We start from the raw sequence: 13,142 nt of genomic DNA on the forward strand, positions 1-13,142 counted from the left end.
ACGAGGATTCCGGCCGCTCGGCCTTCGTTATGACGGTGATCAGGTGATGAGCGTGTCGACGTACTGGCGGTTCTGGTCCATCCAGGCGGCCAGCGCGGCGGAGCGGTTGCCCGAGCCCTTGAACAGCGCGTTCTCGAGCGAGGAGAGCGTCTTCGAGTCCATCCGGAAGTCGCGGATCCAGCGGCTCATCGTCGGATAGTTCGCGTCGAACGCGGCCGAACCGAACGAGTGGATGCCCTCCGCGCGGCCGAGCAGACCCTTCGGGTCTTCGAGGTCCTTGAGCGGGAACGCGTCGTACGCCCAGTGCGGGCGCCAGAGCGTGACGGCGATGTTCTCGCCCGCGGCCGTCGCGGTGGAGAGCTCCTGCAGCATGGCCGGGGTCGACGAGGTCAGGTAGTCCATGCCCTTCAGTCCGTAGCCCGGGATGACGTCCTCGGTGGTCGTCTTGTTCAGGCCGGAGCCGGGCTCGATGCCGACGAGGCGGTTCCCGACGACTCCCGGGTTCGCGGCGAGGTCCTCGATCGAGTCGATCGGGGCACTCTCATTGACCGCGATGGTCAGCTTCGCCTCGTCGTTCCACGCGCCGAGGTCGACGATCGAGTCGCCGTACTTCTCGACGAAGCTCGCGTGCGTGAGCGGCAGCCAGGTGTCGAGCGCGAGGTCGTAGTCGCCGGTCGACAGGCCCTGGAAGCCGGGAGCGACGTCGGCGCTCTGCAGGGTGACGTCGTAGCCCTGCTCCTCCAGTACCGCCTCCCACAGAGCGGAGACGGCGATCCCCTCGTCCCAGCCCTGGAACACCGCGAGGGTCACGTCGGGGCGGTCGCCGTTCTCGACGGAGGCGGCGGTGGCGGGAGCGGCGAGGGCGGCGGCACCGAGAGACGCGACCAGGCCGATCGAGACGACGCCGACGGCGGACCGGGTCGCCACCACGGCTCGCCGGTTCTGCGCCCGGGCGGCCCTCTCGGGTGAGGGCGATCCCAGTGCGCCGGTCATCCGGTCGAGGACGACGGCGAGGATCACCACCGAGATACCGGCCTCGAAGCCGAGCGCGACGTCGATCCGGTTGAGACTCGCCACCACGTCTCCGCCCAGGCCGCCGGCGCCGACCATGCCCGCGATGACGACCATCGACAGCGCGAGCATGATGACCTGGTTCAGGCCCGCCAGAATCGAGGGCAGCGCGAGCGGCAACTGGATCTGTCGCAGGATCCGCCAGTTCGACGATCCGAACGCCTCCCCCGCCTCGACCAGCTCGGGGTCGACCCCGCGGATGCCCAGTTCGGTGAGCCGCACCCCCGGCGCCATCGCGAACACGATCGTCGCGACGATGCCCGGCACGACTCCGACCCGGAACAGGATCAGCGCGGGGATCAGGTAGACGAAAGCCGGCATCGTCTGCATCAGGTCGAGCACCGGGCGCAGGACAGCGGAGGCCGTGCGGTTCCGTGCGGCGAGCACGCCCAAGGGCACGCTCAGCACGATGGCGATCACGGAGGCGACCAGCACCAGGGCGAGCGAATCCATCGCGTTGTCCCACTGGTCGACCCCCACGATCACGAGGAGCCCCACGGCGGTTCCGACCGCGAAGACCCAGCCGCGGACGGCGTAGGCGAGCACGGCGAGGAACGCAACGACTACCCAGAAGGGAGGCGTGGCGAGGACAAGATCGACGCCGGAGTAGAGCGCGCCGAAGACGGTCCGCAGCAGGTCGAAGACGGGCTGGAACGTGTGCGTGAGGACGTCGACAGTGGCCTCGGCGAGGGCACCGAGCGGGAGACGGACGCCGAGGTCGGTCATCGTGCACCCCCGTCCGCAGCGAGCACCGCGTCGTCGACCGGGCCGCCCGTCGCGTGCAGGGTCGCGGTGACGACCTCGGTCGAGACGGTGGCCGGCGGCTCGATCACCGGATACTCCCCCGTGTGCGCGGGCAGGTTGCCCAGCGCCGCGAGCAAGGTCACCCGTGGGATCGCTCCGAGCAGCCGCCCGTCGGCGTCGACCACAGCGACCGGCAGCGTCGACTCGACGGCCGGCGCGATCACCTCGCAGAGCGCGGTGTGCGGGCCGACGGTGACGACATCGGAGCTGAGCACGGCCGACAGGTCGCCGGAGCTGCGGCGCACCTGCTCGATCACGTCGCTGTCGCGCACCGTGCCCAGCAGGCGGCGGCCGCTGCCGACCACGAAGGCGGCCGAGGTCTGCAGGTCGCGCATGCTGCGCAGTGCCGCGCGGGGTCCGGCGGCGAGAGTGACCACGGAGCGGGCCGGTTCCATCACGGCGGATGCGGTGAGCACGCGGGCGCGGTCGACGTCCTGGACGAACTGCGCGACGTAGTCGTTCGCCGGGTCGGTGAGGATCTGCTCCGGAGTGCCGATCTGGACGATGCGGCCGTCGCGCATGACCGCGATGCGGTCCCCGAGCAGCATGGCCTCATTCAGATCGTGAGTGATGAAGACGATCGTCTTGCCGAGTTCGTGCTGGAGCTCGATCAGCTGCTCCTGCATCTCGCGCCGGATCAGCGGATCGAGCGCGGAGAAGGCCTCGTCCATCAGCACGATGCCGGTGTCGGCCGCGAGCGCCCGGGCGAGGCCCACGCGTTGACGCATGCCTCCGGAGAGTTCCCCCGGTGTCTTCTCGTGCCAGCCGGCCAGCCCGGCGCGCTCCACCGCGAGCATCGCACGCTCCCGACGCTCGGCCGCCGGGACGCCCTGGATCTCGAGCGGGTAGGCGACGTTCTCGAGCACAGTGCGGTGCGGGAGGAGCGCGAAGTGCTGGAACACCATCGACACCGACGAGCGGCGCACCCGGCGCAGCTGCGCCCCGGAGATTCCCGTGATGGACGAACCCTCGATCAGGACCTCGCCGGCCGTCGGCTCCTGGAGCCCGTTCAGCATGCGGATGAGCGTGGACTTGCCGGAGCCGGAGAGGCCCATCACGACGAAGATCTCGCCGCGGCGCACGGTGAACGAAGCGTCGATCACGGCGGCCGTGCCGAGCCCGGCGAGCTCGTTGCGGTCGACACCGTCGCCGAGGCGCCGGACGACCTCGTCGGGCCTGCGGCCGAACACCTTGAACAGGTGGCGGGCCTCGAGCGCGGGAGTCTCCGGATCCGCGCCCGCTCCGCGCTCGCTGAGGATCTGCTGGTTCTGTTGCACGTACACTCCGTCGGCGCGCTGGGACGATGCCCTGCGCTCATCTCGTGGTGCCGGGTCGGGAGCGTGGGACCGCAGCGTCGAGCCTCCGCGGGCATCCCGCCGCTGTGTGCGGCAGCGAAGGGAGGCGAGTGCGTCCGAGGCGGCCTCGGGGCCGCCTCCGCTCCCGTTGACCGTACGTTCGCGACGCGTCTGGGGGACGCCGTGCGAGCGCGGACCGGTTCATCGGGGTCCGTGAGGACCGCCGACCACCGTAGCCGGGGAGCACTGACGTAGCAAACGTCGGACAATTGGGAGGTGGTGTCCGGAGGGGTCGTACCGTGCTCGCACGGCGTCCAGGAGCTGGTCGGAGGCGCTTTCCCGCGCATCGCACGATCGTGACCCGGGTGGCGCGGGCGGCGGCGCTCGCGCTCAGACCGTGGTCTCGCCCGCCGGGCCGGAGGGCGCCGTCGCGCCGACCGGCTGGCTCTGCCAGGAGACGAGCGCCGTTGTGCGGGCCCGCGGACGCTGCGAGCATGGGCGGAGGAGCCTCCGACGGCGAGGCGCACACGCACGGGACGGACGGACATGGCCTCCGACGACGGTTTCTCGAAGGACGAACGCGCGGCGATGAAGGAGCGCGCCGCCGAGCTGCGGGCGGAGGCGAAACGGCAGAGAAGCGCCGATAAGGCCGACGCCGACCGGAAGGATGCCGAGGCCGCGATCGCGGCGATGACCGACGCCGAACGCCCGATCGCGCAGATGCTGCACGAGGTCGTCGGCGAGACCGCGCCCGACCTGCTGCCGAAGACCTGGTACGGCTTCCCCGCCTACGCCCGCGCCGACGGCAAGGCGATCGTCTTCTTCCAGCCCGGCGCGAAGTTCGGCACCCGCTACTCCACCCTCGGCTTCCAGGACAGCGCACAGCTCGACGACGGCACGCTCTGGCCGACGGCGTACGCGCTCACCTCCGCCGATGACGAGACCCGCGCAGCCGTCACCGAGCTGGTGCGCCGCGCGGCCGGGGACGCCTGAGACCGTGGCCCACGTCTACGACGAGATCGAGGAGAGCCTGACCGCCTGGATCCGCGAGCAGCCGATGTGGTTCGTCGCCACCGCGCCTCTCGCCGCGGACGGGCATGTGAACATGTCCCCGCGCGGACACGATTCGTTCTCGATCCTCGGCCCGCGGCGGGTCGGCTGGGTCGACTACACCGGCAGCGGGGTCGAGACGATCGCACATCTGCGCGAGAACGGCCGCGTGTGCCTGATGTTCGCGTCATTCGGGCCGCGCCCGCGCATCGTCCGGCTGCACGGCACCGGCACGGTGCACCTGCCGGGGACGGCGGCGTTCGCCGAGGTCGCCGCGCAGCATCCCGAGCACCCGAGCACTCGCGCGGTCGTCACCGTCGACCTCACCCGCATCAGCGATGCCTGCGGGTGGGGCGTGCCGATGATGGAGCCGGTCGGCGAGCGGGACCTGCTCCTCCCGTAAGCCCAGAAGAAGGGGCCCCACGGGATGGCCGAGTACCGGGCCGCACACAACGCGGTGAGTATCGACGGGTTGCCGGGCTTCCCAGCGGAGTGACCGGAGGGGACGGAGACGGCGGCGGCGCGTCCTTCGCAGGGCGCCGCCGCCGCCTTCCCGCGTCACCTCACCGGGCGCAGGTTCACCGAACTATCCGGGAGCGATACCGTATTCGCTGCCGATCTCCTCAAAGATGTCCGCGGCAGGCAGGTACTGCTGCAAGTTCACGTGCGCTCCATTCCCTTTTCTCTGGGAAATACCGTAGAAGTTGCCCTGCTGACTGATTATCGGCGCGCCGGAATCACCGTCGTCCATGGCCAACGCGTTGGTGGAGCGGGCGATCACTCCCCTTTCGTCTCCCCAGTCCCAGGGTCTGTTCGGTTCCGACACCCAGTTGCAATTCACACTGCTGACGCCGCCGCTCGAGCAGAAACGCTCACCCGGGGCCGGGCTAGCTGGCGGCAGCATCCGCACCGGAGCCTCGCGCTCCAGGGGACCCATGATGACCTGTCCCACCGCGCGCGGTCTCGGCGTGGCGCCACCGACCATGCAGCCATAGCTGAAGCAGCCCCGAGAGGGCACATCGGGCGGAACCTGCACCAGTTCCACGTCGTCGACATCGGACTTCCAGGTGACGGATCCGATCACGGCGCCATTCATGGTGAACTGCCCCCCGATGTGATCATGACAGTGCTTGGCAAGGACAAGATATCGAGTCGCCGCCGCGACGGGCGAAACGCGAGATCCCGCTCCATATCGTTTAAGGACGGCCCCGACCGTGCAACCGAACCCCTCCGAGTCGACCACGTAGCTTCCCGCGACGATCGGTGTCCGCAGTCGGACCGGCACTTCGGCATCAGCGGGTGGCGCGGAGGCCACAAGTGACGTGAGAACCAGGAGGGCACCCACGTGCGCCAGCGATATTCTTCGACGGCGGACGGATCCGGGGAATCGAGGACGATGTACCATCTTCATCACTTTCTTCTTGCGATCGTTCAGCGCAGCGCGAGCGACACATCACTCACCGCTGTCCGACCGACGTGACTCCCAGAATCCGGGCGCTCTTGACGAGAGTCAAACCCCAGTGGAAATCGACCGAGCGAATGCTCCGCCTGAGACGAAGACTAAGCGACAAGACTGCACCGCTTCTCGCCACAGGATGAGTCTTCTTGCACTCTTCCACGACTGCGGGGAAAGGGGTGGCCGGAGGGCATGGAGACGGCGGCGGCGCGTCCTTCGCAGGGCGCCGCCGCCTTTCCCAGCCTTCCCGCGTCACGTCACCGAGAGCGCAGGTTCGCCGAACTATCCGGGAGCAATACCGTATTCGCTGCCGATCTGCTCGAAGATCTGCTCAGCGGGGATGTACTCCTGTAGGTTCGGGTACGGCCCGGTCCCCCCTCTCGTGTGAATACCGTAGAAGTTGCCCTGCTGGCTGATCACCGGCCCGCCGGAATCACCACTGGTCATTGCGATCGCATTGAGGGTGCGGGCGAGCACTCCCCTCTGGCTTCCCCAGTCCGCGGGTCTATTCGGTTCCGACACCCAGTTGCAATTCACACTGCTGACGCCGCCGCTCGTGCAGAAACGCTCACCCGGGGCCGGGCTAGCTGGCGGCAGCATCCGCACCGGAGCCTCGCGGTGCAGGGGACCCATGATGACCTGTCCCGCAGCGCGTGGTCTCGGCGTGGCGCCACCGACGAAGCAGCCATAGCTGAAGCAGCCCCGAGACGGGACATCGGGCGGAACCTGCACCAGTTCCAGGTCGTCGGTGGGCGAAATCCAGGTGACGGCTCCGATAGGAACGTTATTGATGCTGAACTCCGAGTCGATGTGGGGCGCACAGTGCGCGGCCAGGACGAGATATCGCGTCGCGGCAGCAACGGGCGAGACCGCGGATCCCGGTCCGTACCGCTTCAGGACGGCCCCGACCGTGCAGCCCCGCCCCGCCGAGCTGAAGATGAAGCTTCCCGCGACGACCGGCGTGCGTTCTCTGAGGGGCACCTGCGCGCTCGCGGGTGGCGCGGAGGCCACGAGCGAGGTGAGAACCAGAACGGTGCTCATCAGCCCCAGGGGCAGTGTTCGGCGGCGGAGAGATCCAGGGGGTCGAGCACGACGTGTCATCTTTGTTGCTTTCTTTTTGTGAACGTTCGGCACAGCGCGAGCGGAAAAAGCACACCACTGCGCAAACGACGTGGTCCCCAGAATCCGTGCACTCCTGACGGAGAGTGAAGGCCCAGTGGGAACCGACCGAGCGAATGCTCCGTCAACGATGAAGGCTAAGCGAAGAGACTGCATCGCTTCTCACGAGCGGATGAGTCTTCTTGCACTCTTCCACGACTGTGGGAAAGTGGCGTCCGCGCGAACGGGAGTTCCCTGCCGCCGTTCAACCGCGTGTCGGCGGCCGCCGAGAAGAACCTCTCCTCACCGGACGGCCAGCACCGGCCGGATCCTCGGCACTACCCAGGGGCGATACGGTAGTCGTAACCGATCTGCTCAAAGATCACTTCGGCCGGCAGATACTGCATGAGGTTCGGATCGAGAAAGCGTCCTCCCCGCTGCACGATGCCGTAGAAGTTGCCCTGCTGGCTGATCACCGCCCCGCCGGAATCCCCGGCCTCCACTCCGGTGGCATTGGTGGAGCGGGCCAAAAGCCCCTCCTGCGAGTGCCAGTATGCAGGTCTGTTCGGTTCTGACACCCAGTTGCAGTTCGTGTTGGTACTGCTGCCGCTCGTGCAGAACCGCTCACCCGGGGCCGGGCTTCCCGGCGCAAGCATGGACACTCGTCTCTCATTGTTCAGGGGGCCCATCACGACCTGTCCCATCGCTCGCGGTCTGGGCACGCGATCGACGAAGCATCCGTAGCTGGGGCAGGCCTGCGGAGGGGGAATGTCGGGCGGGACCTGCACCAGTTCCACATCATTGGTGCCCGACATCCAGGTGACGGATCCGATCACCGCGCCGTTCATCGTGAACTGGCTTCCGATGCGGTCCGCGCAGTGCTTGGCCACGACGAGATACCGGGTCGCAGCGGCGATGGGCGAGACGTAGGATCCCGGTCCGTATCGCTTGAGGACGGCCCCGACTGTGCAGCGCCCCTCCGAGGTGAGCACAGTACTCCCCGCAACGATCGGGGTCTGCAACCGGACAGGTACCTGCGCATTCGCGGGCGGGGCGAAGGCGCCGATCGCGCTGAGCGCCACAACGGCGGCCATCGAGGCGAGACTGGTTTTTCGGCGACGAGTGCCGGTGCGGAGGCGGTCACGCTGAGTCATGCACGTCCCTTTCTCTTGACGATCGGTCAGCAGCGAGTGATCGGCACGAGACACACCCGCCACTGTCGGGCTGAGGCGATTCCCCGACAATCGGCCTGCCCGGGATGAGGGAATTATGAGACATCGGGATTCGACTGAGCAGGTGCATCTGTCTGCGACAAAGCTATCCGAGTCGTCTTGCCCGTCCACCCCCGGTCGGTGAGTCTTTTCGCACTCTTCCACGACTGCCGGGGATCCTCCTTTATTCCACCGCAGTTCATCATCGCCGCACGCTGCTGATGCTCCCCGGTCGCGGAGCCCTATCGGCGCAAGAGTTCGCGCGGCACCGGGACGCCGTCGGCCCGCAGCGCCTCCCGCAGCGCCCGAGCGGAGGGGAAGCCGGCGCGCCCGGCGGCGTCGTCCAGGGCGATGCCCGGGTGCGCTTCGAGCAGGCAGCGGGCGGTGCGGAGGCGTTCGCGCCGGATCGCCTGGCGCGGAGTGAGGTCGCGCGCGGCGAACGCGGCCTGGAGCCAGCGTGAGGTGATGCTCTGGCTGGCCGCGAGTGCTGCCACGTCGAACGTCGGGTCGGTGCAGGAGCGACGGATCTCGGCGAGCGCGCGATCCGTGATCGTCGTGGGCGGCGGCTCGTTGGCCTCGACCATGACCGCCGCGACGAGGTTTTCCAGCGCCGTGCGGGTGAACGGCCAGGTCGTCGCTCCGCCGTCCTCCCGCGAGGCGAGCATCGCGTTCGCCAGGCTGAGCAGCCACGGCAGAGAGGCGAGGTCGGCTCCCAGCGCCTGCAGACCCTCGATCGGAGCGACGCCGTAGCGCTGCGGAAAGGACTCGTTCACCCGCAACTCAATCGACCCGACCGAGTGCTCCACTTCGATGCAGGTCTCGCCGTCGAGCGCGTCGAGGAACGCCTCCCCCTGCCCGACCTCGATCGTCGTGGTCCCTCGGGTGGCGCGGATCCTCCCCTCGACCACCAGGCTGATCGCGCTTCCGCCTCCGCCCCCACGCCGAGTGAGGCGGGAGGCGTCGTGCCAGAGCCGTCCGACGGCGAAGCTCTGGCTCCGGATGACGTCGCCGCCGGCTCGCACGCGCGGAGAGTCGCTCGTCACGTCGTACCCGAGCGCCGCCAGCCACCGTTTCGCGGACTCCCCCTGCACGGCCACACGGCGATCGATCGAATCGGTCTCCCCTGGTCGACGCAGCACCCGGTCCCCTTGCTTCCACAGCGCCGGATCGGCCGAGCGCCTCCTTGATCTCGCCCTATCGCCGCAAGCGTCGCGCGAAACGAACGTGAACACGACGTCCCAACGACGCGGACGCGAAGTGGCGGCGCGGGGCGGGGCGCCGCGAGGGGGGTCGGAACGGCCACGAAGGGTCTGCTTCTGATGCGAGCACCCGGTGATGATGAGACCAACGAGGGCATTGATCGGCAGCGCTGCCGTCTCCCCTTCGATCGCCACAACAAGCCCGACACGTCCCACTTCGGCCACCGCGACTCCAGCTAAGCAAAACTTGACAACCCAAGCCCGGCCGCGTTTATTAACCTGACTGGGCTACCGCAGGGTTCGGTCACGAACCACGCTTGACGACGCCGCCGTGAGTTGGCGCCTGATTGGCCACCGATCCTCGGGCTCTTTGGTTCTCTCGTCGTCACCTTGGGACTTATGCGAAATTCGACTGATCGAGGGTAAATCGTGCGTGTCGGCCACGAATAACACCAGCCGGTCCGCTGTGATTGAAGAGCAACTTCCACCAGAAACTCTTCGCAGAGGAACCAGCCGGTGCACAAGTAGACTACTACAAGAATAACGGCCGAGCAATACGCGATCCTCGTCGAACGGATCGAAAACGAATTCATGCGGCAGCGACGCCGAGGGCGGACACGCAGCCTCTCGCTCGCCGGAGCAGGTGGCCTCTGCGGTCGTCTCGCCTGGATCTCCGACCCCGTGGACGGACACCGGGACGACATCGCAGCGCTTCGCGCCAGCGGCATGCTCGAGGGCATGAATTCAGAGAACTGGTTTGGCGATAAAGGCCACATCGGCCTAGGAATAATACCTAGGCCGACAAAATCCCGACCGCGACACCCTCGAATGGGAACGCCGATTCACTGAAGACGTGATCTCGACCCGCTACCAGATCGAACGAGCGATCGCCCACCTGAGGAACTGGCGAATCCTCCACGCCGACTACCGACGCCTCTTTCCCACCTTCACCCAAATAATATCCTTGGTCGCCGCACTCGACTTTCGCAAAAAAGCCGCGTGAATAAGTCTCCCAGCCCTCGGTGCGCCTCGAGGATCTGACAGGCGACGCGGGTCCGCTCGAGGCGAATGGCCAGGCGCGGAGTGAGCGCCCGTTCGGCGAGAGCGGCCTGGAGCCAGCGCGGCGTCATCCGCTGGGTCGCCGCGAGGGCTGCGACGTCGAAGGAGGGATTGGTGCAGGAGCGGCGGATCTCCTCCAGCGCGCGATCCACGATCGAGTCGGACAGCGGCTCGTTCACCTCGACCAGCACCGCCGCGATCAGGTTCTCGAGCGCCGCGCGGGTGAACGCCCAGGTCATCTTGCGGCGCTCCCGCGGGAGGCGAGCGTCGCATGGGCGAGAGAGAGAGTAACCACGGGAGGGAGTCGAGGTCGGGACCGAGCCAGTGCAGCCCGTCAGCCACCGAGACGCTGCAGCGCCGCAAGAACGATTCGCTCACCCGCAACTCGATCGAGCCGACCGAATTCTCGACCTCGACCGTCGTTGCCCCGAGCGTGTCGATAAAGCCGTCCCCCTTGCCCGCCCCGATCGACGTCGCTCCTCGCGTGCCCCGGATCCGCCCCTCCACAACCAAACTGATCGCACTCCCGCCATTACCGGCACGCCGGGTCAGAGCGGAGGCGTCGTGCCACAGCCGCGCGACCGTGAAAGTGCGGCCCGTACGGCGTCGCCGCCCGCCCGCATCCGCGGCCACTCACTCGTCATGTCGTAGCGAGACCCGCCATCCACTGCATCGCGGGCTCCCCGTGCACGGCACCGCGGCGGTCCACCGACTCGGCCTCTCCTGGATTGCGCAGCACTCGGCACCCCTGCCCTCAGGACGCCCGATCGGCCGCGCGCCCCCTCGATCACGCCCCATCGTGGCGAGGGCTGCAGAGTGCGGACGCGAACGCGAAGTTGTGGCGACGTCGATCCGAACGCGGCCGGGCGGCCGGGTCTGCTTGGGGGTCATGTTTTCAAGCCCGGGCTGTCCTTCGGACCCGTAGCGGCAGACGCGCCAGCGCTTTCCGGCCGATATTCGGGCCTGAGAGTGCTTCGGGCATGGAGCACTGGCAACACTGCCTCTTGTCCGTACTCATCCAAAAGAAAGTTCGAGCATCACATGCCGAAGAAGACCCGCGACGTGATCGTCGCTTCGTCCGACTGGACCGTTCCTACCGCCGATGGCGTTCACCGCCGCACGATCGTGAAGGGTGCCGCTTGGACCGTTCCGGTTGTGGCCGTTTCGATGGCGACGCCGGCCGCTGCTGCATCGAAGACGCCGACACTTAAGTTTACGCAGGGGTCCTACACCGGCACCGCTTGCAAGACCATCACTGGCGTGCAGGTCAAGCGCACCACCGACGGGACGACCGCCGACCCGGGAAAGACCGTCACCGTCACACTCAAGGACGGCTACACGTTCGCTGATGGAACAACCACTTACACGGGAACGACCGACGCCGACGGCCTTGTCACGCTGCCGGACATTAAGGTGCCATCCAAGGGTGGCAACAGCAACTTCAGCGCCACCTCCAATACGCTATCCGCTTCCGCCCCCGTCTCCTCGACCGCTACGGCCAAGACCGGCGTTTACACCACCAATCAGGCTAATAGCACCGCCTCTACTGATCCTTATAAGGATTCGTCAACTGCGATTAAGGTACTCTCCACAAACGGCGCAGCCGCGTTCATCTACCAGAACTCGGACGGCAGTATCCACGACAGTACAGGCGCCGTCATTGATAACACCGCCACCGGTGTCAAGACCGGCGCAGGGCTGGTATCGACTAGCTCTGAAAGCTACTTCTACATGAAGTCTGACGGAATTTACAGCTACAACTATAGTACTGCGGTCACGACCGGGCCCATTAAGGACTCCGCGACCATGACGGACTCCTCGAAAGCCATCAAGCTTATCTCTTCCAACGGAGGTTCCGCATTCATCTATCAAGATTCTGATGGCTCTCTCCACGACAGCACGGGAAAAGTTATTCCCGGCACTTCGACCGGCGTTGACACAGGCGCCAACCTCGTATCGATTAGCTCAACGTCGTATTACTATAAAAAGTCCGATGGCGTGTATGCGTACAACTACAAGACTCGGACGACGACGGGACCCATTGCTGACTCGAAGGACGCAACCAAGCTTATCTCTACTAACGGAGGTGAGGCGTTCGTCTTCCAGAGTTCCGACGGCTCTCTCCGTACTAGCGACGGCAAAATCGTTACCGGCACCGAAAAGGGAGTGGACACCGGCGACAACCTTGTCTCGCTGAGCAACGACAGCTACTATTACAAAAAAGCGGATGGTATCTACAGATACAATTACTCGACAGCCACCACCACTGGCCCCATTGCCAACTCGACGAATGCAACTAAGCTTGTTTCTTCGAATGGAGGAGGAGCCTTTGTTTTCCAAAACCCGGACGGGACCATCCGCAACAGCAGTGGTGCTGTCATCAAGGGCACCGAATCGGGAGTGGATACTGGAACCGACCTCGTCTCACTCAACTCAAACAGCTACTTCTACAAGAAGTCGCCTGCTTGCAGCTGAGGCTCTAAGCGTAATCTACGCGTGACTCTGCACGTCTTAGACCGCTCCTAACATAAAACGAGCTATTTAGAGCGCAAGAATAATACTCAAGGGAAGGTCGGATCTGTATTAGGTCCGGCCTTCTCTTGTTTACGCACTAACATATTGCTTGAAATTTCCGGCCTGACCCACGACTGCCGCTCGTCGCGACAAGTGCGGAAGCGGAACCATCCGACATTGTAAAGCGATGGCTCACTCGTAGAGCCGTGGCTGCGAGGTCGCGGAATATCATTAAACGGCTCGATTACGGAGGCTTATGCAAAATTGGTTTCTTTCTGGATGAAGAATGAGCTGCCCAACGTTTCCTGGACCAGTTGAATAGTTGTCTACGCGGCGAGGTTCTCGGTGATCCATGCCTGCTCGGCTTCGTTCGGGGTCCGATAGT

The 13,142-nt window shown here is 66.1% G+C and carries 10 protein-coding genes; 3 read left to right on the forward strand and 7 right to left on the reverse strand.

Features of this window, described 5'->3' with window-relative positions:
• Positions 1-39: 39 nt before the first annotated feature.
• Positions 40-1,797, reverse strand: coding sequence for an ABC transporter permease/substrate binding protein (locus C5D07_RS16330; protein WP_068255019.1), 1,758 nt, complete (start codon positions 1,795-1,797; stop codon positions 40-42).
• Positions 1,794-3,152 (reverse strand): quaternary amine ABC transporter ATP-binding protein, encoded by a 1,359-nt coding sequence (locus C5D07_RS14410; RefSeq protein ID WP_237358178.1) that lies wholly within the window; start codon positions 3,150-3,152, stop codon positions 1,794-1,796. The genes C5D07_RS16330 and C5D07_RS14410 overlap by 4 nt, the downstream gene beginning before the upstream one ends.
• 564 nt (positions 3,153-3,716) lie before the next feature.
• Here C5D07_RS14410 and C5D07_RS14415 point away from each other — a divergent pair.
• A complete protein-coding gene (locus tag C5D07_RS14415; RefSeq protein ID WP_068255020.1) occupies positions 3,717-4,163 on the forward strand; it encodes a hypothetical protein in 447 nt (148 codons plus the stop codon).
• A 4-nt stretch (positions 4,164-4,167) separates the two neighbouring features.
• Positions 4,168-4,623: a pyridoxamine 5'-phosphate oxidase family protein gene (locus C5D07_RS14420; protein ID WP_308470769.1), complete on the forward strand. Its 456-nt coding sequence runs from the start codon at positions 4,168-4,170 to the stop codon at positions 4,621-4,623.
• Between the two features lie 183 nt (positions 4,624-4,806).
• On the opposite strand, the gene C5D07_RS15500 is transcribed toward C5D07_RS14420, so the two are convergent.
• From C5D07_RS15500 to C5D07_RS14445, 5 genes are all read right to left on the reverse strand, one after another.
• Positions 4,807-5,304 carry a chymotrypsin family serine protease gene (locus tag C5D07_RS15500; RefSeq protein ID WP_146076752.1) on the reverse strand — a complete coding sequence of 166 codons (498 nt, stop codon included), beginning with the start codon at positions 5,302-5,304 and terminating at the stop codon, positions 4,807-4,809.
• A 654-nt stretch (positions 5,305-5,958) separates the two neighbouring features.
• Positions 5,959-6,717 (reverse strand): chymotrypsin family serine protease, encoded by a 759-nt coding sequence (locus C5D07_RS14430; protein ID WP_068255026.1) that lies wholly within the window; start codon positions 6,715-6,717, stop codon positions 5,959-5,961.
• Between the two features lie 395 nt (positions 6,718-7,112).
• On the reverse strand, positions 7,113-7,868 hold the full coding sequence (locus C5D07_RS14435; protein WP_146076753.1) for a chymotrypsin family serine protease: 756 nt from the start codon (positions 7,866-7,868) through the stop codon (positions 7,113-7,115).
• Positions 7,869-8,227: 359 nt separating this feature from the next.
• On the reverse strand, positions 8,228-9,082 hold the full coding sequence (locus tag C5D07_RS14440; RefSeq protein WP_104259624.1) for a helix-turn-helix domain-containing protein: 855 nt from the start codon (positions 9,080-9,082) through the stop codon (positions 8,228-8,230).
• Between the two features lie 1,049 nt (positions 9,083-10,131).
• Positions 10,132-10,482: a hypothetical protein gene (locus C5D07_RS14445; protein WP_104259625.1), complete on the reverse strand. Its 351-nt coding sequence runs from the start codon at positions 10,480-10,482 to the stop codon at positions 10,132-10,134.
• Between the two features lie 802 nt (positions 10,483-11,284).
• On the opposite strand from C5D07_RS14445, the gene C5D07_RS15505 reads away from it, so the two are divergent.
• Positions 11,285-12,718: a hypothetical protein gene (locus tag C5D07_RS15505; protein ID WP_146076754.1), complete on the forward strand. Its 1,434-nt coding sequence runs from the start codon at positions 11,285-11,287 to the stop codon at positions 12,716-12,718.
• The last annotated feature ends 424 nt before the right edge of the window (positions 12,719-13,142 follow it).

It is taken from the genome of Rathayibacter tritici (assembly GCF_002932875.1).
Lineage (GTDB): Bacteria > Actinomycetota > Actinomycetes > Actinomycetales > Microbacteriaceae > Rathayibacter > Rathayibacter tritici.

Bases quoted from the DNA above. Each gene is read 5' to 3' on its own strand.
- C5D07_RS14445 (WP_104259625.1), bottom strand. From the start codon at position 10,482: ATGACCTGGGCGTTCACCCGCGCGGCGCTCGAGAACCTGATCGCGGCG.
- C5D07_RS16330 (WP_068255019.1), bottom strand. From the start codon at position 1,797: ATGACCGACCTCGGCGTCCGTCTCCCGCTCGGTGCCCTCGCCGAGGCC.
- C5D07_RS15505 (WP_146076754.1), top strand. From the start codon at position 11,285: ATGCCGAAGAAGACCCGCGACGTGATCGTCGCTTCGTCCGACTGGACC.
- C5D07_RS14430 (WP_068255026.1), bottom strand. From the start codon at position 6,717: ATGAGCACCGTTCTGGTTCTCACCTCGCTCGTGGCCTCCGCGCCACCC.
- C5D07_RS14415 (WP_068255020.1), top strand. From the start codon at position 3,717: ATGGCCTCCGACGACGGTTTCTCGAAGGACGAACGCGCGGCGATGAAG.
- C5D07_RS14435 (WP_146076753.1), bottom strand. From the start codon at position 7,868: ATGGCCGCCGTTGTGGCGCTCAGCGCGATCGGCGCCTTCGCCCCGCCC.